Origin of the sequence: Cognatiyoonia sp. IB215182, from assembly GCF_033963905.1 — a bacterium.
Classification (GTDB): domain Bacteria; phylum Pseudomonadota; class Alphaproteobacteria; order Rhodobacterales; family Rhodobacteraceae; genus Yoonia.
On the sequence record NZ_JAXBMB010000002.1, the window covers coordinates 1 to 19,313 of the forward strand.

Below are 19,313 nucleotides of genomic sequence, written 5' to 3' on the forward strand. Positions count from 1 at the left end.
CAGCTATCGCTCTCGCGGCCATCATCATCTACTGGCTTTGAAACTCAATGAGTCCAGACACTAGTCTGTCGAGAGAGAAGCGGACTTTCAGGTTTGCCGACTTAGTCCCTTGCCTTTCCGCCGTTTCTTTCAGCCCAATCAAGCCAGTTCTTTGGCCGGCGACTGCCAGGCCCCCATGCTCCAGATTGCAGTAGGTTTGGCAGCGCGCCAGCTTATTCTTGTCTTGCACTGTTGATAGCGGCTTCAAGAGAGAGAAAGAAAACCCGGTTCCGAAAATGGTGAGTGCTGATGCTCGACGATAAAAACCCATTCATCCGCGAACAAGTGGACAGAAGGCCTCATCGTAAGACGGGTTTCAAGGAATAGCTTGATAGAGCGCGAAGAGACTCTGGCGCACAAAAACCCCGAACGAAGCCAGTGATGCCGGACTTGCACTGTTCTTCTGGTATGCCACGACCAACCGGGCCCATGTGTGCGCAACGGTCTCTACGATACACCACGCAATGCCACACTCACGCCACATTTGCCGCTAACTTCCAACTAGTGACTCTTTCCAACAAAATATGGGGCACAGGCTGCGCTGCGGTTTCTCTCTTTTTCGGAACCTGCGCCTTATTCGGGTACTTTCCTGGGGAAAGCCTTGGCATCACGATGTTTGCTCAATTGTCCGAACGGTTCGGTGCCATTGAAACGGGCTTGGGCACCATCTTCGTTGGGCTGATCTTTTCCATCGTGGTCTTTTTTTGGCCTTACGGGGACGCATTTGATGGTAGTCCATGACGCAGTAGATTTTGATCTTTTTGGCGGCGACCAGTTGGATCACCACACCTCTGTGACGTTCGATGTGCCGAATTTGCACATCTGTGTTCTTGATCGAACACCAACAGCAAACTGGCTGAGTGGATAGGCCAGCGAAAGTAGAATATCCCATGTCTTGAGGGACTTAGATAAGATGACAGCTTCATAGGTGGTGTGTCCCACTTTGTGTCACGCCCGACTGATAAGCCGCCAACCCATTGATTTAGAAAGAAATGGAGGCGAGTACCGGAATCGAACCGGTGTACACGGATTTGCAATCCGCTGCGTCACCACTCCGCCAACTCGCCTCGTGACTACGCGTCAGTAAGGCGGCGCGTGAATGCAGTCAAGCGCATAAGAGAAACTCCCAACGCAGAAATCAAATCAACAGAGTTTGCTTTCACCTGTCCACTGGATAGGCTAGCAGTCATCATCCGGCGGGCTGGTCCGGCAACCATCTGATTTGGAACCATGAAACCTCGATCCATCCTTTTTGTGACCGGCACGCGTGCGGATTTTGGTAAGTTGGAACCTTTGGCCGTTGCAGCCCGTGATACAGGCTTTTCTGTCGCCTTTTTCGTCACTGGCATGCACATGCTCGCGCGCTACGGGCTTACAAAGCTTGAGGTACAACGCACTGCCGGCGTTGCGGTGCACGAGTTTCTCAACCAGCGGGATGATGATCCGCAGGATCTGATCCTTGCCAAGACACTGATTGGCTTTTCTGACTTCGTCAAAGAGCATGCACCTGACCTAGTCGTGATCCACGGCGACCGGGTCGAGGCGCTAGCCTGCGCGCTTGTCTGTGCAACCAACTATATCCGCTGCGCGCATATCGAAGGGGGCGAAGTTTCGGGCACGATTGACGAGATTTACCGCCATTGTAACAGCAAACTGGCGAGCCATCACTTTGTCTCCTCAGACGTCGCGGCCCGGCGTGTGATGGCCCTGGGGGAACCGTCGGACAAGATCCACGCGATCGGATCGCCAGAGCTCGATTTCCATGCGGGGCCATCGGGCGTCAGCATCGCAGAAGTCAAGGAACGATACGCCCTGCCTTTTGACACGTTCGGGATTTGCGTGTTCCACCCCGTGACGTCCGAAGCCGCAACTATGGGTGATCAGGCGCAAGCGCTATTTGGGGCCTTGGATGCCTCCGGCAAACATTTCGTTGTGATTGCCCCAAACAACGATCCGGGGACGAGTGAAATCTGGCGCGCCATCGATACATTGCCCAAAGAGCGGTTTCGTGTGCTTCCATCGATGCGCTTTGCGCATTTCTCGGAATTGATGAAACACGCAGCCGCGATGATCGGAAACTCTTCTGCGGGGGTCCGTGAGGCACCGTTTCTCGGCCTTCCATCACTAGATATCGGCACCCGCCAGACAAACCGGGCCCTGTCCCCTTCCGTGTCGTTTGCCGAAGCTTTTGAAACCAAAAAGATCGCGCGGTTCCTGCAAGACGAGTGGGGCAAATCCTATCCGCGGCACGACGCATTTGGTGGGGGAAGTGCGGCGTCCCGTTTTCTCGAAGTTTTGCAAGACGACGGATTCTGGGACGGGTCGCTGCAAAAAACGTTCCATGATGCCGCCCAATAAGATGCATCGTGGTCTATTGCTGCGGCTTTACCTGATCATCACAACTCTTGTTCCAATGATCGCGTCTGTCGTGCTGCGCCGCCGCCTGAGAAAAGGTAAAGAGGTTCCCAAGCGTTGGCGCGAAAAACTGGGGCGCGACCTTGCCCCGCGGCCCGCGGGCACGCTGATCTGGCTCCACGCGGTTGGTCTGGGCGAGGTGATGTCCTTGCGTGGACTGATTGCCCGCCTCACTGCTTTGCGGCCGGATGTGCAGGTATTGGTGACGTCAACCACCGCGATATCGGCAGAGGTGTTTGCAAAGAACCTGCCCTCGCAAACGCTGCACCAATTTCTACCGCTTGACGCCCCATCCTATCGCGCCCGTTTCTTGGACCATTTCCGACCGGACCTTTGCGTGTGGGTGGAACAGGACATCTGGCCCGGTTTCGTTCACGAGCTGAACAAGCGCAGCGTGCCCCAAGCAATGATTGCGACGCGGATGAATGTGGCCTCGTTTCAGTCGCATCAAAGGGCCGCTGGCCTCTATCGTGATCTTTATGGTGCGATGGCTCTCATCACCGCACAGGATGAAACTGCCGCCAAGCATCTGAGGGAGCTTGGCGCCCAACCTAGCGTCTCAGGGTCGCTCAAACCCGCTGCACCCGCTTTGGCTTGCGATGAGGACGCTTTGAGAGACTTGCAGCACATCCTGCAAAACCGACGGGTCTGGGCTGTCGCCCCTTCGCATCCTGATGACGAACGCGTTGCGATCGCTGCCCACGACATAGTCACCCAGGATGATCCCCTCGCCCTGCTGATGATCGCGCCGCGATATCCCGTGCGTCGGGATGAGATTGCGGCACAAATTGCCGAAAGCGTTCCACTTCGATCACGTGACGAAGTCCCGTCGGCTGATCATCGCTTTTGGCTGTGTGACACATTTGGCGAGATGGGCCTGATCTACCGGCTGGCGCAGGCCGTCCTGATTGGTGGCACCTTTGGACCCGTTGAAGGTCATAATCCGTGGGAAGCTGCCGCCCTTGATACTGCCATCCTCCACGGGCCTCGGACAGCGAATTTTTCAAATGATTTTGCGCAGCTGCACCAAGCCGGAGCCGCGCTGAAAGTCGAAAACGCGAAAGAGCTTGCCACTGCGCTTATGCAGCACGACCTGCCGCAACTAGCGCTGAATACACATCGCTGCATCGCTGAAGCAAGCACGCAAACGGATCAATTGGCGCAAGACCTGATCGCCCTGGTGAGGCCCGCATGAACGCGTCGTTTCCCAGCTTGAAAATGCGCATCGCCCTTATCGCCTATGGCGCGCTCTGGTGGGTCATGATGCCGGTCATCCTGCTCTACCTCTGGCGGCGCGGACGCAAGGACCCACTGTATTCAGAGCACATCGCCGAACGATTTGGCTGGTATCGCAATAGGCTCATGAATCCGGTCTGGGTTCATGCGGTCTCATTGGGCGAAATGCGATCGGCCACACCACTGATCCGCGCGCTCCTTGATCGGGGCGAGACAGTGCTGACCACGCATTTCACCCCAGCAGGCCGCCGCGAGGCTGAAAGCACCTTTGCGAGGGAAATCGCCGCCGGACAGGTCCAGACAATTTGGGTGCCATTCGAATACGGATTTTCTTATCGACGTTTTCTAAGTCATTTTGCCCCGAAATACGGGCTGGTCATGGAGATTGAGATCTGGCCGCGCATGATTGCCGCCTGTCATCGCCTTGGCACACCACTTTTCATGTGCAACGCGCAATATCCCAAGAAGAGCTACGATAAGGACACAAAAGGGCTCGGCTTGCGCGCGGGTCTCTTGGCCGGTCTTGCCGGTGGATTTGTCAAATCCGAAGGGCAGCGCGAGCGATTTGCATCCCTGAACATGCCCAATTTACATGTGACGGGAGAGTTGCGCTTTGACCAACCTATCCCGGCGGCGCATCTGGATGCCGCCGCACGTGTCCGTCAGCAGCTCACACGCGGGCGCCCGACATTTACTCTGACGAGCGTGGTGGAGGGTGAAGACCCAATCTACATCCGCATGATTAAAGCCATACCGGACGCATTCTTTGTCTACGTCCCCCGCGCGCCGGAGCGATTTGATGAGGTGGCAGAGATGCTGTCCGCCGCGGGTATTCGTTATGCCCGGAGGTCAGCGGTATTTGACGATGCGCTGGCTCTGCAAGGCGATATTGACGGCATTGATGTCTTGCTGGGCGATAGCATGGGCGAGATGTATTTCTACCTCTCCCTTTGTGACCGCGCCATCGTCGGCGGCGGTTTTGTGACCAAGGGCGCGCATAACGTGATCGAGCCACTCGCCTTGAAAAAGCCGGTCATCGTCGGGTCGCATATCTGGACCATTGAGTATCCCGCGACCGAGGCGATTGCAGCTGGAGTCTGTGCTCATGTGATGACCGAAGAGGCGCTGATCAGTACAGTTCAGAACCCGCCGCCAGTCAGCAGCGATCAGATCACAGCGTTCTATGACGCCCATGCTGGTGGGGTTGAGCGGACGATGGCGGCCATCGAAAAGGCACTGCCCCGCTAGACACCGACATCCTCAGGACCCACGGCAGTGGCCTTGATGATCGCGTAAATCTCTTGCCCCACCGCCAATTGCATGCGCTGCGCGCTGCGCTGGGTGACCCGCGCCAAGAGCCTGTCTTGCCCGGCCAATAATCCAACCGCAACGCCGGGACCGCGCCCGTCTTCCATGCCGGTGATCTGCACTGGCAGGATGTTCAAAGCGCTCAGACCGTTTGGCTTTTCACGGGAGAGGATCACATCTTGCGCTGGGATACGCAGGCGTACCTTCTGCCCAAGCTGCCCCAGATGACCGGGCATCATCAAACGCCCGCCCGAAAACGAAAGCTCCGTCAGGCCATCGTGCAAGAGCCTGCCCGCAACCCGCGTTTCAATGACGGCGCCCGCCGCCCTCACACCGACCAAAGACACGGCATCAGGCCGCGACAGCACGTCGCCAATTGGGCCAGCAATACTCACCTGCCCCGCATCCATGACGACAAGCGTGGTCGCCAGACGGGCGACCTCTGACACGTCATGGCTGACGTACAGAATGGGGATCTGCACCTCATCGCGCAGCTTCTCAATATAGGGCAAAATCTCTGCCTTGCGCCGCGCATCGAGGGCGGCCAACGGCTCGTCCATCAACAATATCTGCGGGTTGCACATCAACGCGCGCCCGAGCGCGACGCGTTGTTTTTCGCCCCCCGACAGCCCCGCCGGTCGGCGCGATAGCAAGTCTTCCAAACCCAGGAGGTCAATCAGATGATCTGCATCATGATCGCCGCCATATCTGAGGTTCTGCTCTACGCTCAGATGGGGGAAGAGCCGTGCATCCTGAAAGACATAACCAACGCGGCGCTGGTGTGTCGGTCGGTTAATCCGCGCGCCACTGTCGAACAGCACGGTCTCACCCACAACAATCCGCCCGGCATCTGGCGCGATCAAGCCAGCAACGGCATTAACCAATGACGTCTTGCCAGAGCCGGATGGACCGAAAATCGCAGTCAGCCCGGTAGGTGCGGAGACTTTTGCCTGCAGCGAAAACGCACCAAGGCTCTTGGTGACATCAATCTCCAGCATCAGGCCGCCATCTGTCGTGCAACCCGCCGTGCCAGCCACTCGGACACAAGCAACGCCCCCATTGCCAGAATGATCGAGACAATCACCAACCCCAGTACGGCAGGCTCGCTGCCGGGTAGCTGCAGCAAGCCGTAGATGGCCGATGGAATGGTTTGCGTCTCTCCGGGAATGGCGGCAACGAAAGTGATCGTAGCTCCGAACTCGCCCAGCGCCTTGGCAAAGCCAAGAATGGCACCGGCAAGGATACCGGGAAAGATCAGCGGCAGCGTGACGGTCGTCAGCACACGCCAACGCGAGGCGCCGAGGGTCGCTGCCGCATCCTCCAACCCTGGATCAACCGCCTCAAATCCCAATCGTATCGCCCGCACCATCAAGGGAAAGGCCATGATACCGGCGGCGAGTGCGGCACCGGTCCAGCGAAAGGCAAAGGTGATGCCGAGTGTGTTATCCAGAAACCCGCCAATCGGGCCCTGTTGCCCGAAGATGACCAGCAGAAGGTAACCAGTGACCACTGGCGGCAGAACCAGTGGCAGATGGACAATGCCGTTGAGCAATTGGCGTCCCAAAAAGTCTTTGCGCGCCAAGAGATACGCCACCCATATCGCCAGCGGCAGGGCGACCAGCGTGGCCACCACCGCAACGCGAAGCGACAGACGGATCGCCTGCCATTCGGCCGGACCCAGGAGATCGGTCATCCGCCCTCCGCGATCGGTGGCAAGAAACCTGACGCGGCCAGTTTTGCTTGGCCCTCATGGCCAATCAGCGCGGCGAGAAACATCTCGGCTCCGGGGTCCGCATCGCGCGTCAGCGCAGCCTGATAGCGGATTTGTGGATGGCTCTCGGCTGGCAGGATAGCCACTTGTCGAACCGTGTCCGTGATCCGCAGATCGGTGGCATAGACGATCCCCAAAGGCGCTTGCCCGCGTGATACAAGGGCCAACGCAGCGCGGACATTGTCGACCTCGGCCAGATGATCAGAAAGCGCCTGCCACATACCTAGCGATTGCAGCGCGGCCTTGGCATAAATGCCTGCGGGCACCGCCTCGGTCAGGCCGACAGCCAAGCGGCCACCGTCAAGCGCTTCTAGAATGGCGTCCGGGGCCAAGGCGACATCTTCGGCCTCGGCGCCCCCGATCAGCACCAGACGGTTGCTCGCAAAATCCACTACGCTGGGTGCCGCAACATGGCCACCATCCACCAGAAAATCCATCCAGTCTGTATTCGCCAGCAGAACGACATCTGCTGGCGCGCCCAGACTGATCTGGCGGGCCATCGTCCCGCTTCCGCCATAGGACACCACGACATCCTCGAACGCGGCTGCGATCTCGTCCACCGGTTCTTTCAGACTGGCGGCTGCAAAGACGAGCACGTCTGCCCGCGCCACAGCACCGCAAAGGCTAAACCAGATCAAGAATGCTATCCGCTGGATCATGGGGCGACTATCTGACCGATCAGAAAGGGGTGCAAGCCTTAGACCCACGCCACGCGACGACTTGCCAGAACTCTGACGCCGTCGCGGATATCAGGGTGTAGGGGGCCTTCTCGGGGGCGATCCCGTAAGGTGGTCACCCAATGCTCTTGCGGCATGATGCGCCGTTGCGGGCCATCCCAATGCAGGGCAGCGAGCACATGCCTTGCAGTCTCCGGCAATTCATCCGGGATGTCGTGGTCATTCAGCACGGCCCAGACGCCAGACCATAATCGGCCGACCGACCAGGGATTGTAGCCACCGCCACCCAGCACCAGATAGCGCGGCGCCAAAGGCCGTAACGCCGCAACAATCGCCCAATGCGCGTTGTTCGACAGGGTCAGGCGCGATTGCGGGTCTTCGGCGACCGCATCGGCGCCACATTGCAGGACAATGGCGTCGGGCTGGAACGCCGCGACGGTAGGTAAAAGCAATTCGTCCCGGACAAAGGCCATGTCGGTGTCGTTCATTCCTGCTGGCACAGGCAGATTATAGACCTGCCCAACGCCGTGGTCGGTCAGCGCGCCGGAACGCGGCCACCTGTTCACCTCATGCACGGAAATCAGCAATGTGTCGGGATCATCCTCAAATGCGAATTCAACCCCATCGGCATGATGCGCATCGATATCAACATAGGCGATACGCTGCGCCCCGTTGCGCCGCAGTGACTGGATCGCAAGCACGGGATCATTGAGATAGCAAAAGCCATTGGCGCGGTCGGGAAGCCCGTGATGCGTACCGCCAGCGGGCGAATAGATGATGCCGCCACGGGCCAAAAGCTCGCCCGCCAGCAAGGATGCACCCGCTGATGTGGCGGGCCTACGATACATCTCCGGGAAGACCGGATTGGATGGGGTGCCCAGCCCATGCCGCTGCCGGACATCGTCGCTGACCACCTGTGCGGTCTCTGCCGCTTGAAGCGCCGCGATGTAGGCCGGCGTATGAAAACCCGTCAAAGCCGCGGGCTTAGCGCGCGGACTGACAACGAACTGCGCGGGCGGCAGCCAACCCATCGCGCGACACAGATCCATCACCGTGGACACACGCGGCACCCGCAACGGATGCCAAGCACCGTAGCTCGAATGCCGATATATCTCGGAACCGATAAATCTCGGCGCGGGGGTTGCCGGACCAGCAGCGACGTGGGAAGTTTGCATCATAAGGGCGGATGTAACTTAAAGTGTAACGGGAACCACGGTGAATATGACTGTGCGACAACTTCCGCTGAAACTCCGTACCGGCCGGAAAACGGACGCGCGCGTGCAGTTTGCAGCACTTTGCTGGCGTCTCAAGAGCGGAAGGCTCGAAGTCTGCCTGATCACCAGCCGCACCCGCAAGCGCTGGATCATCCCCAAAGGCTGGCCGATGCACAAACAAACACCGGCTGCGGCTGCCGCGACAGAGGCTTTTGAAGAGGCGGGGTTAAGCGGTGACGCCGTGGATCAATGCCTTGGCGTCTATACCTACAGCAAGCCGCAGAAGGTCGATAACGCGCCGATTGTGACACTCGTCTACCCGCTACACGTCAAGAACGTGCACAGCAGCTGGCCCGAACAGCATGAGCGTCGTCGCAAATGGTTTACCCAACGTAAAGCGGCCAAGAAGCTGTCTGAACCGGAGTTGAAGCGGATCGTCGCCACGTTCAACCCGAAGAAAACGTTGCGTTAGCAAAACTTGCACCGGTTTTGAAAACGCTTAATTAGTTCAAAGCCGTTAAGAACCGGGATGCGATGATCAAATTTCACCTCAAATGCGACCAGGGTCATGACTTTGAAAGCTGGTTCCAGTCAGGCGACGCTTTTGACAAGCTGGTCGCGACTGGCATGGTGACGTGTACGACATGTGGTTCAGCTGACGTTGCGAAATCCATCATGGCGCCGGCCGTCAGCACGTCATCGCAGATTACCGCCCCCAAACAGGCCGAGGCTGCACTGGCCGAATTCCGCAAGAAGGTTGAAGAAAACTCCGACTATGTCGGGACCTCTTTCGCCAAGGAAGCGCGCGACATGCACGACGGGCTCACCCCGGAACGGCCTATCTACGGTGAGGCGAAGTTTGCGGATGCCAAGAAACTGGTTGATGACGGGATCCCTGTGATGCCCCTGCCCTTCGTTCCGACCAAAAAGACGAACTGAAAGGGTATCCAATGGCCGTTCTGATCACCGGCGCAAATCGTGGCATCGGCAAGGCCCTGTTCGATGGCTACGCAGCGCAAGGCGAAGACGTGATCGGAACGCATCGGCAAGCGGATGCGGGTGCAATGCGCGAACTGGATGTGACCGATCCCGCCGCACATGCGCGGCTTGCCAAGGCGCTGGACGGGACGGCGCTTGATCTACTGATCTGCAACGCCGGCATCTATCCCGATAAAGGCCAGTCGCTTGAGCAGGGATACAGTGCTGCGATGTGGGCCGAGGGGTTTGGCACAAATGTGACCGGCGTGTTTCTGACGATCCAGCATCTGCTGCCCCATCTGCGGGCTGCGCAAGCTGCGAAGATCGCGATCATCTCGTCGCAGATGGCATCGCATACACGCGCGCCAGGGGGCAGTTATATTTACCGTGCCAGCAAGGCCGCGGTGTTGAACCTCGGCCGCAACCTTGCCACCGATCTACGGCCCGAGGGGATCAGCGTGGGCATCTATCACCCCGGCTGGGTCCAAACCGACATGGGCGGCGCGGCAGCTGAGATTGATGCCGAGACCTGCAAACGCGGCCTGATGGCGCGCTTTGCGGCCCTGAACATCCAGACAACCGGTTGTTTTGAGACCTGGGATGGTCGGGCGCACGCCTACTAACCGTTTGCCCTTCACCACCGGCCTCTTTAAAGGAAGCGCGGATAAGTACCGCTGTTGCCTTTAGGATGACCCATGCCGACGCTTGTGATGAAATTTGGGGGCACCTCTGTTGCCAATCTCGACCGGATCGCACGGGCGGCAAAGCGCGTGGCCCGCGAGGTGGCCAACGGCTACGACGTCATCGTCATCGTCTCAGCCATGTCCGGCAAGACCAATGAACTGGTCGGTTGGGTTGAGGAAACCTCTCCCCTTTATGACGCCCGCGAATATGACGCGATTGTTTCGTCAGGCGAAAATGTCACTGCCGGTTTGATGGCGCTGCGATTGCAGGAAATGGATATTCCGGCGCGTTCCTGGCAGGGCTGGCAAGTGCCGCTGAAGACAACCTCCGCCCATTCCAGCGCACGGATCGAAGACATCCCGACCGACAACATCAACGCCAAATTCGCGGAAGGCATGCGTGTCGCAGTCGTGGCCGGTTTTCAGGGCATCAGTTCCGAAGGACGCATCTCAACCCTTGGACGCGGTGGATCGGACACAACTGCTGTTGCCTTTGCCGCCGCCTTTGGCGCGGAGCGCTGCGACATCTATACGGATGTCGATGGGGTCTACACCACCGACCCGCGCATCGCGAGCAAGGCACGCAAATTAGATCGCATTGCCTTTGAGGAAATGCTGGAGCTTGCTTCGCTAGGTGCAAAAGTCTTGCAAACCCGATCGGTCGAACTTGCCATGCGCTACAAGGTACGTCTGCGCGTCCTTTCATCATTCGAAGAACCATCAGAAAGCGCCGGAACGCTTGTCTGTGACGAGGAGGAAATCATGGAATCCAATGTCGTGGCCGGTGTGGCCTATTCCCGCGATGAGGCAAAGATGACCCTGATCTCGGTCGCCGACCGGCCCGGCATCGCTGCCGCTATTTTCGGGCCCCTCTCGGAGGCAGGCGTGAATGTGGACATGATTGTCCAGAACATCTCGGAAGAAGGGCGCACCGACATGACCTTCTCCTGCCCTGTCGATCAGGTCTTGCGCGCCGCACGCGCGATGGAAGAGGCGAAGTCATCAGGTCACATCAACTTCCATGATTTGGTCACAGATGATGCCGTCGCCAAGGTCTCGGTCGTGGGGATAGGCATGCGCAGCCATGCCGGTGTAGCAGCGCAAATGTTTAAGGCACTCCACGATGAGGGGATCAACATTAAGGTCATTACAACCTCTGAGATAAAGATTTCCGTTCTGATCGATCGAAAATACATGGAACTTGCGGTCCAAGCCCTTCATGATGCGTTCGAATTAGAAAAAGCGGCCTGATCCAAAAACGGGGTCTGGCCGCATGACGGGGGGCCAATGCCACATCGGTTCGAAAGCGAAAGCCGCAAGCTTTTGGGGCGTCTGCGTGCCGCCTTGGCAAGCGACACCGAAGGTCAGGCCCGTCTGAATAAAGTGGTCGAACTGATCGGCGATTCCATGCAGACCGAGGTCTGCTCGATCTATCTCTTCCGCGATGCTGAAACGCTTGAGCTTTGCGCGACCAAGGGCCTTCAGGAAGAGGCCGTGCACCAGACCCGCATGCGTCTTGGCGAGGGTCTGGTCGGGCGTACAGCCAAGAACCGGACCGTCATCAACACCGCCGACGCCCCCGCTGAAAAAGGGTTCCGCTACATGCCCGAGACCGGGGAAGAGCGGTTTTCGTCCTTCTGCGGCGTCCCGATCCAACGACTGGGAGAGGTGCTTGGCGTTCTCGTCGTCCAATCCAAGGCGGCACGCGAATACACGCCCGATGAGGTTTACGCGCTCGAGATCGTTGCGATGGTCATTGCCGAAATGACCGAACTTGGTGCCTTTGTGGGCGCGGGTGCTGCCCTTTCAGCCCGTCATCAGCAGCCGGTTCTGCTGCGGGGATCAATCGCGCAAGAAGGGGCGAGCGAGGGCCAGGTGTTCCTGCACGAACCTCGCGTTGTCGTCACAAACCCGATCTCGGACGACCCGGAGACTGAGCATAACCGCCTCGTCGGCGCGATTGACGAGTTGCGCCAATCGATCGATGACATGCTGAAAGGTGCCCGCAGCGTCGACCCCGAACAGGCCAAGGTGCTTGAAGCCTATCGGATGTTCGCCAATTCCGGCAGTTGGTTGCGGCGCATGAAGGCCGACATCGAAAACGGGCTTTCGGCAGAGGCAGCTGTCGAGAAAGAACAATCGCATGCCCGCGCTCGGATGGCACAGTCCGGCGATGCATACTTGCGCGAGCGCCTGCATGATCTTGATGATCTGTCCAACCGGCTACTGCGCATACTGACTGGCCAGGGCGTCGATCTAGAGGCGGATATGCCCGACAATCCGATTCTGGTGGCCCGCAATATCGGCCCCGGCGAGCTGTTGGAATATGGAAAGAAGATCAAAGGGATCGTGCTAGAGGAAGGCTCTGTCGGCAGCCACGCCACTATCGTGGCGCGCGCCTGGGCGATTCCGCTTGTCATCAATGCACGAGGTGTCACCCGTGAGGCGCTCAACGGCGATAAGATCCTTGTGGATGGAGAACAGGGGATCGCGCATTTGCGACCCGATGAGACGGTGCTCGGCGCCTTTCGCGACAAGATTGCGATGCAGACCCGCGCGCAAGAACGCTACGCCTCAATCCGCGATCTGAAGGCACAGGCGAAGTGCGGCAGCGTGGTGTCGCTCCACATGAATGCCGGACTGATCGCCGATCTGCCATCGCTCGAAGGGTCAGGCGCTGAGGGCGTGGGCCTCTTTCGTACGGAATTGCAGTTTCTGGTCCGCAACCAGATGCCGCGCAGGTCTGAATTGTCGGCGCTTTATGCGCGGGTCTTACGTGCAGCCAACGGCAAACGGGTGGCGTTCCGCACCCTTGATATTGGGTCGGACAAGGTCCTGCCTTACATGAAACCCAATGACGAACCCAACCCAGCCATGGGATGGCGGGCGATCCGCGTGGGTCTCGACAAACCGGGCGTGCTGCGGATGCAGTTGCAGGCGCTGTTGCGGGCGGCTGACGGTGCACCGCTAACGGTGATGTTCCCATTCATCACCCAACTCAGTGAGTTCCGCGCCGCGCGGGCCGAGATGGACAAGGCCATCGCCCGCGAAACCAAGCTTGGCCATTCCCTGCCCAGCACCCTTGAAGTTGGTGCAATGCTCGAAACACCGTCGCTTGCATTCGCACCAGAGGCGTTTTTCGAGGAGGTTGATTTCCTCTCCATCGGCGGCAATGACCTCAAACAATTCTTCTTTGCAGCAGACCGCGAGAATGAGCGGGTGCGCAAACGCTATGACACGCTTGATGTCAGCTTCCTTTCGCTGATCGAACAAGTTGTCAAGCGGTGCAAGGCCACCAACACGCATTTGTCTTTCTGTGGCGAGGATGCAGGGCGACCGGTGGAAGCGCTGTGCTTTGCGGCCCTTGGTTTGCGCACGCTGTCGATGCGCCCGGCCTCTATTGGGCCGGTCAAACACCTTTTGCGTCGTGTCAATCTGGATGAGGTCAGGGCAGTGATGGACGAAGCCATCGCCAAGGGCGATCAATCCGTGCGACGCGCCGTGGCGGATTGGCTCGTTTATCAGGTCTGAACAGGGACCTTAGCCGCGGCGAGAACGCGGTGGAATTCGTCCAACACGGCCTCTTCGCCATAGATGCGGGCCAGACTCCGCAGGCCAAAATGGACGTGTGCCATGGCGACGTAATAGTCGATGAACGCGTAGTTCGTGCCCGCACCCGCCGCCGCACCCAGCACAGGCACCGCCTGGCTGGCGAGCTTCTGTGAGAGAACTGCCGCAAAACGCGGCGCAACCCGCCCGATCAATCCGTTCACAGCAGCGCCAGTAATGCTGAGCCGCGCGCCGATAAGTGCCGTGTCAACCCCGTCATCCGCACTGCCAGGTCCACCGGCGCCAAAGACGGCGAGGCATTCCATACGTGTTTCAGGGGCGTCAGGGTCTTCACCATATTCTGTCGCCACATGATGAACGGCGCGGAAGATCACCGTTGTTGTGACCGGCAACTCAGCCAGAGCGGTCGGCAGCCCGCCAAGACCACCCACAGCACCCGACACAGTGCCTACGAGCTTGTGCAGCCTATCGGACCCGATATTGCTGCCAGCACCCTGCCGAGACGCATGTGCGACATCAAAGCTCTGCCGCAGTGCTTTGCGCGCCAGTTCGTCGACCTGCGCCCGTGTAGATTTCGGCAAAAGCTTGAGGCTGTCCTCAACCTGACCACCGACAAAGTTGATGGCCGACATCAGGATGCCATTTGCACGCTTTTGGCGTTGGGCGATTTCGGCAATCTCAGCCCGCGCATCGTCGGTCAAAGGTTGCGGCGGATTGGCCGGATTGACCTCTTTGAGAGTAAGATCAGCATCGCTCATGACACTGACATGGGGTCCAAAGGCTTGAATTTCAATCAACGAATGCGGGTTACCTGCCCTGTGATCCCGGTCCATGCCCCAGCCGCCAGGGCAAGACCCAGCACGCGATCGGGGTTGGTGGGCGGTGGCATGGTGACGCCGTTCAATTTCGTAAAGCCAAATCGGCCATAATACGGCGCATCCCCGACAAGAATAATGCGCTGCCAACCGGCTTGCCGTGCTTTGCTTAGACATTCCCACATCAGCAATGCGGCTAACCCCTCGCCCTGACGTGTGGGATGCACGGCAATCGGCCCAAGCAACACCGCTTCAGCAGAGCCAATACTCACGGGCCAGTTACGCACCGCGCCAGCCAAAATCCCCTCAGGATCGCGCGCTGTCAGACAAAGCGCGCTGATCGGATCAACCCCATCGCGCAGGCGATAGGACGAAAGTGCTGAACGGCCCGGCGCGAAGCACAGATCATAAAGAGCCTCCACTTCCCACCAATCCTCGGGCGTCTCCTCGGCCAACACCATCGCCGTCTGCTGCATCTTGTCTTTCGTCTGGCCAAAGGTCTGAACTGAGGCTACCCCTTGGCAAACCAGACGAAAAGACCGCACCATGTTCTACGAACCGAAAAACGGGCACGGCCTGCCGCACAATCCCTTCAACGCTGTGGTGGCCCCACGACCGATCGCTTGGGTCGCAACAAGAGGGAGCGACGGGCGCGACAACCTCGCACCCTATTCGTTCTTTAACGCCGTCGCCTATGTCCCGCCGCAGGTCATGTTCGCCTCAACCAGCGCCAAGCCGGATCGCGATGGCACCAAGGACAGTGTCGCCAATATTCGCGACACGGGTGCATTTGCGATCAATATTGTGGAATACGCAGCGCGCGATATCATGAACCAGACCTCTGGCCCGTGGGAGCGCGAGACGGATGAGTTCGCTCTGGCTGGTGTAGAAAAGGCAGAATGCGAGACCATTCCCTGCCCACGGGTCGCCAATGCACCCGCGACGCTGGAATGCAAGCTGACACAAATTGTTCAATTGCCGGGTGAGGCGAATTTCGTCGTCTTCGGCGAAGTGACCGGTGTGCATCTGCGCGATGACTGCATCATCGATGGGAAGTTCGATGTCACCACCTACAATCCGCTCACCCGGCTTGGCTATCGCGATTACTCCGTGATCCGCGAGGTGTTCAGCCTGCAAAGACCAGATGACAGCTAAGCCGCACAGCGTGATCCAATTCCTGGCACAGGAATTGGACAAAATCCTACGAAGGATTTTGCTCAGACTTTTCTGAAAAAGTCTGAGCCCACCCGCGTCAATGTCCGCCGATGATCCCTGTGCGCACGCCATAATCGACGGCCAGCGCATAATCGGGATCATCGTCGCTATCGACCATCAGATGCCCCGCCTTGGATAACAATTTGTGGCAATCACGGCTCAGATGGCGCAGTTGGATCGTCTTACCCGCATCTTCGTACTTTTGCGCAACGGCCTCAATCGCCTGCAAAGCTGACTGGTCAGCGACGCGGCTGGCGGCAAAGTCGATGATCACGACGTCCGGGTCACTTGCGACATCGAAGATTTCCATGAACCCATCCGATGAGCCAAAGAAGAGCGGCCCTTGGATTTCATAAACCTGTGCACCCGCCTCGGTTCGGCTTTCGCGCTTGATCGCGTGGATGCGCGTTGCGTTGCTCCATGCATAGGCCAGTGCAGAGACGATGACGCCGACCACAACCGCCGTGGCGAGGTCGGTTGCGACCGTCACGATGGTCACAAGGATCGTCACAAATGCATCTGTCCGGGGCACCTTGCGCAAGATGCGCAGAGAGTTCCAGGCGAAGGTGCCGATCACCACCATGAACATCACGCCGACCAGAGCCGCCAGCGGGATTTGCTCAATCAGGCTGCTGGCAAACAGGATAAAGGCCAGCAAAAACAAGGCCGCCGCAACACCCGCCACACGGGTTCGGCCACCGGATTTGACGTTGATCATCGACTGCCCGATCATCGCACAGCCACCCATGCCGCCGAAGAACCCCGTGACAGTATTCGCCGCCCCTTGAGCCAGACATTCCTGGCTGGCGCCGCCGCGCTTGCCCGTCATTTCACCCACAAGGTTCAGGGTCAGAAGACTCTCAATCAGGCCAATCGCGGCGAGGATCAGAGCATAAGGCAGGATGATCTCCAGCGTCTCCCAGGTCAGCGGGACTACGGGGATATGAAACGGCGGCAACCCGCCCTCAATACTCGCCAGATCGCCGACAAGCGGCGTATCAAGTCCGAAACCGATGACAATGGCCGCCACAACAGCGATCCCGGCTAGCGGGGCTGGCACGGCATTTGTCAGCTTTGGCATGACCCAGATGACCGCCATGGTCAGCGCCACCAGCGCCAGCATCAGATAAAGCGGCATGCCCGACAGCCATTCACCATTGGCCATTCCATGCCCGCCGCCTCCATGCGCCGTGCCCGGTACCTGAAACTGGCCCAATTGCGCAAGGAAAATCACGATGGCGAGGCCGTTCACAAAGCCCAGCATCACCGGATGCGGTACGAGCCGGATGAATTTTCCCCAACGCATGATGCCAACGAAAATCTGAATAAGCCCCATCAGCACCACAGTGGCAAAGAGGTACTCCACCCCGTGCTGCGCCACGAGGCTGACCATCACCACGGCAAGCGCACCCGTCGCGCCCGAGATCATGCCAGGCCGCCCCCCGAAAAGTGCCGTGATCAGCCCGACGATAAAGGCGGCATAGAGACCGACAAGCGGCTCAACACCCGCCACAAAGGCGAAGGCCACGGCTTCTGGCACCAGCGCCAAAGCGACGGTCAAACCTGACAATATCTCTACACGCCATTGCCCCGGCGTCAGCGGCGCATCCGGATCGGAAAGCGAAAGGTTATCGGCGAAACTCGCCAAAAGGGCGCGGGCCATCGGGCATCCTGTCAATTCGGGGATTGTTGCCGCCGCCGTAACCGAGGATGCCCGGTTTGTCACCCATCAATTGATCGGGCGACGCAATGTTGCGGCGCATGGGGCACGCGGGCTTCACATTTCATTCATTCCCATTCAGTGTCCTGCTGACAGGTGAATGCGAGAGGATTGATGCAAACCAAAATCGGAATTATTGGCGGCTCTGGCATTTACAATATGGATGGGTTGCAGAACGCGAACTGGACGCGTGTAGAAAGCCCTTGGGGTGCTCCATCTGATGATGTTCTGACCGGCGTGTTGGATGGTGTCGATATGGTGTTTCTGCCGCGGCACGGGCGCGGGCATGTCTATACGCCCACCACGGTGCCCTATCGCGCAAATATCGACGCGCTCAAGCGGTTGGGCGTCACCGATATCATCAGCGTCAGCGCTTGCGGGTCATTTCGCGAAGAAATGGCGCCGGGCGACTTTGTCATTGTTGACCAGTTCATCGACCGCACTTTCGCACGGGAAAAGTCCTTTTTCGGCACTGGGTGCGTTGCCCATGTCAGCGTCGCGCATCCCACCTGCCCCCGACTTTCCGATGCCTGCGAGAATGCCGCGCGCGACGCCGGGATCAACGTGCATCGCGGCGGCACATACCTCGCGATGGAGGGGCCGCAGTTTTCATCGCAGGCGGAAAGCAAGATGTACCGCGCTTGGGGTTGTGATGTGATCGGCATGACCAACATGCCGGAGGCCAAGCTCGCACGCGAGGCCGAGATTTGCTATGCCCCCGTCGCGATGGTCACCGACTACGACAGCTGGCACCCCGATCATGATGCCGTGGATGTCAACGAAGTTATCAAGACCCTGCAAGGCAACGGTACCAAGGCGCAAGACCTCGTCGGGCGGTTACCCGCCCTTCTCGGCCCCGACCGCGCGCCCTGTCCGCATGGCTGCGACCGCGCATTGGAATACGCCCTCATGACCGCCCCAGACAAACGGGATCCAGCACTTCTCGCTAAACTTGACGCTGTCGCCGGTCGCGTTCTGTAAAAGGTAACCTGATGAAAACTGTACAAGACTACATCCGCACGATCCCCGATTTTCCGCATGAAGGGATCATGTTCCGTGATGTCACAACCCTGTTCGCCGACCCGCGCGGCTTTCGCATCGCCATTGATCAACTACTGCACCCCTATGCCGGCCAACCCATCGTCAAGGTCGTGGGTCTCGAAGCGCGAGGCTTCATTCTAGGCGGCGCGATTGCCCACCAGCTCTCTGTTGGTTTTGTGCCGATCCGAAAGAAGGGTAAATTGCCCGGCAAGACGATCGAGCAAAGCTACACGCTCGAATACGGTGAGGCCATCATGGAAGTGCACGACGATGCCCTGCAGGCCGGTGAGAAAGTGCTGCTTGTGGACGACCTCCTTGCAACGGGAGGCACGGCAGAGGCGGGGATCAAGCTGATCGAACGGATGGGGGCCGAGGTGATTGGCTGCGCCTTTATCATCGACTTGCCCGATCTGGGTGGGCGGAAAAAACTTGAAGCACTGAACATGGATGTGCACGCGCTTTGCGCATTTGATGGCGATTAGGCGTACCCACCGACCATTCAGCGCTGAAAGACGCTTTCAGCATTACGAGCACATGCTTCACCCTCTTTTGGCCAAAAATATCCCCGCCGGAGGCAGCGCAACGGCACCTCACAACTGACGCCAAATCGAAACGCCGCCTCCGCCACCCT

General features: G+C 58.7%; 18 protein-coding genes and 1 tRNA gene. 11 read left to right on the top strand and 8 right to left on the bottom strand.

Annotated elements, in window-relative coordinates; translation table 11 throughout:
- Positions 1 to 1,032: 1,032 nt before the first annotated feature.
- Positions 1,033 to 1,106, bottom strand: a tRNA-Cys gene (locus tag SLH47_RS03585).
- Positions 1,107 to 1,269: 163 nt separating this feature from the next.
- On the opposite strand from SLH47_RS03585, the gene neuC reads away from it, so the two are divergent.
- From neuC to SLH47_RS03600, 3 genes are read left to right on the top strand one after another with little or no spacing between them, the layout of a single operon-like run.
- A complete protein-coding gene (neuC, locus tag SLH47_RS03590; protein ID WP_320237987.1) occupies positions 1,270 to 2,397 on the top strand; it encodes a UDP-N-acetylglucosamine 2-epimerase in 1,128 nt (375 codons plus the stop codon).
- Complete coding sequence (locus tag SLH47_RS03595) at positions 2,384 to 3,649, top strand: 3-deoxy-D-manno-octulosonic acid transferase (protein WP_320237988.1); 1,266 nt, start codon at positions 2,384 to 2,386, stop codon at positions 3,647 to 3,649. Before neuC ends, SLH47_RS03595 begins: the two co-directional genes overlap by 14 nt.
- Complete coding sequence (locus SLH47_RS03600; protein WP_320237989.1) at positions 3,646 to 4,938, top strand: 3-deoxy-D-manno-octulosonic acid transferase; 1,293 nt, start codon at positions 3,646 to 3,648, stop codon at positions 4,936 to 4,938. Before SLH47_RS03595 ends, SLH47_RS03600 begins: the two co-directional genes overlap by 4 nt.
- Here the strand turns inward: SLH47_RS03600 and modC are convergent.
- The 4 genes from modC to SLH47_RS03620 are packed head-to-tail and all read right to left on the bottom strand — an operon-like array spanning position 4,935 to position 8,624.
- The gene (gene modC, locus SLH47_RS03605) at positions 4,935 to 5,996 is read right to left on the bottom strand and encodes a molybdenum ABC transporter ATP-binding protein (RefSeq protein ID WP_320237990.1); all 1,062 of its coding nucleotides are present in this window, start codon (positions 5,994 to 5,996) and stop codon (positions 4,935 to 4,937) included. The two genes, SLH47_RS03600 and modC, sit on opposite strands and share 4 nt — an antisense overlap.
- Entirely contained in the window at positions 5,996 to 6,691 is a 696-nt protein-coding gene (gene modB / locus SLH47_RS03610) for a molybdate ABC transporter permease subunit (RefSeq protein ID WP_320237991.1), read from the bottom strand. The genes modC and modB overlap by 1 nt, the downstream gene beginning before the upstream one ends.
- Positions 6,688 to 7,428 carry a molybdate ABC transporter substrate-binding protein gene (modA, locus tag SLH47_RS03615; protein ID WP_320237992.1) on the bottom strand — a complete coding sequence of 247 codons (741 nt, stop codon included), beginning with the start codon at positions 7,426 to 7,428 and terminating at the stop codon, positions 6,688 to 6,690. Before modA ends, modB begins: the two co-directional genes overlap by 4 nt.
- Before the next feature lie 38 nt (positions 7,429 to 7,466).
- A complete protein-coding gene (locus tag SLH47_RS03620; RefSeq protein WP_320237993.1) occupies positions 7,467 to 8,624 on the bottom strand; it encodes an acetoin utilization protein AcuC in 1,158 nt (385 codons plus the stop codon).
- A 100-nt stretch (positions 8,625 to 8,724) separates the two neighbouring features.
- Here SLH47_RS03620 and SLH47_RS03625 point away from each other — a divergent pair, with 100 nt between their 5' ends.
- The 5 genes from SLH47_RS03625 to ptsP all read left to right on the top strand — a co-directional run bounded on the left by SLH47_RS03625 (position 8,725) and on the right by ptsP (position 13,852).
- Positions 8,725 to 9,132: an NUDIX hydrolase gene (locus SLH47_RS03625; protein ID WP_320237994.1), complete on the top strand. Its 408-nt coding sequence runs from the start codon at positions 8,725 to 8,727 to the stop codon at positions 9,130 to 9,132.
- A gap of 62 nt (positions 9,133 to 9,194) precedes the next feature.
- Entirely contained in the window at positions 9,195 to 9,599 is a 405-nt protein-coding gene (locus SLH47_RS03630; protein WP_320237995.1) for a DUF1178 family protein, read from the top strand.
- 11 nt (positions 9,600 to 9,610) lie between these two features.
- Entirely contained in the window at positions 9,611 to 10,261 is a 651-nt protein-coding gene (locus SLH47_RS03635) for an SDR family NAD(P)-dependent oxidoreductase (protein ID WP_320237996.1), read from the top strand.
- 72 nt (positions 10,262 to 10,333) lie between these two features.
- On the top strand, positions 10,334 to 11,572 hold the full coding sequence (locus tag SLH47_RS03640) for an aspartate kinase (protein ID WP_320237997.1): 1,239 nt from the start codon (positions 10,334 to 10,336) through the stop codon (positions 11,570 to 11,572).
- 36 nt (positions 11,573 to 11,608) lie between these two features.
- Positions 11,609 to 13,852 (top strand): phosphoenolpyruvate--protein phosphotransferase, encoded by a 2,244-nt coding sequence (gene ptsP, locus SLH47_RS03645; protein ID WP_320237998.1) that lies wholly within the window; start codon positions 11,609 to 11,611, stop codon positions 13,850 to 13,852.
- Here the strand turns inward: ptsP and SLH47_RS03650 are convergent.
- Complete coding sequence (locus SLH47_RS03650; RefSeq protein ID WP_320237999.1) at positions 13,843 to 14,649, bottom strand: EcsC family protein; 807 nt, start codon at positions 14,647 to 14,649, stop codon at positions 13,843 to 13,845. The two genes, ptsP and SLH47_RS03650, sit on opposite strands and share 10 nt — an antisense overlap.
- A gap of 35 nt (positions 14,650 to 14,684) precedes the next feature.
- Positions 14,685 to 15,182, bottom strand: a complete 498-nt coding sequence (locus tag SLH47_RS03655) for an N-acetyltransferase (protein ID WP_320238000.1) — start codon at positions 15,180 to 15,182, stop codon at positions 14,685 to 14,687.
- Positions 15,183 to 15,252: 70 nt separating this feature from the next.
- Between SLH47_RS03655 and SLH47_RS03660 the strand changes: the two genes are divergently transcribed.
- The gene (locus SLH47_RS03660) at positions 15,253 to 15,861 is read left to right on the top strand and encodes a flavin reductase family protein (RefSeq protein WP_320238001.1); all 609 of its coding nucleotides are present in this window, start codon (positions 15,253 to 15,255) and stop codon (positions 15,859 to 15,861) included.
- Positions 15,862 to 15,958: 97 nt separating this feature from the next.
- On the opposite strand, the gene SLH47_RS03665 is transcribed toward SLH47_RS03660, so the two are convergent.
- Positions 15,959 to 17,584 (bottom strand): SulP family inorganic anion transporter, encoded by a 1,626-nt coding sequence (locus SLH47_RS03665; protein WP_320238544.1) that lies wholly within the window; start codon positions 17,582 to 17,584, stop codon positions 15,959 to 15,961.
- 168 nt (positions 17,585 to 17,752) lie between these two features.
- On the opposite strand from SLH47_RS03665, the gene SLH47_RS03670 reads away from it, so the two are divergent.
- Together SLH47_RS03670 and SLH47_RS03675 are read left to right on the top strand one after the other, a co-directional pair.
- On the top strand, positions 17,753 to 18,622 hold the full coding sequence (locus tag SLH47_RS03670) for an S-methyl-5'-thioadenosine phosphorylase (protein ID WP_320238002.1): 870 nt from the start codon (positions 17,753 to 17,755) through the stop codon (positions 18,620 to 18,622).
- Positions 18,623 to 18,633: 11 nt separating this feature from the next.
- The gene (locus tag SLH47_RS03675) at positions 18,634 to 19,164 is read left to right on the top strand and encodes an adenine phosphoribosyltransferase (RefSeq protein WP_320238003.1); all 531 of its coding nucleotides are present in this window, start codon (positions 18,634 to 18,636) and stop codon (positions 19,162 to 19,164) included.
- Positions 19,165 to 19,313: the final 149 nt, after the last annotated feature.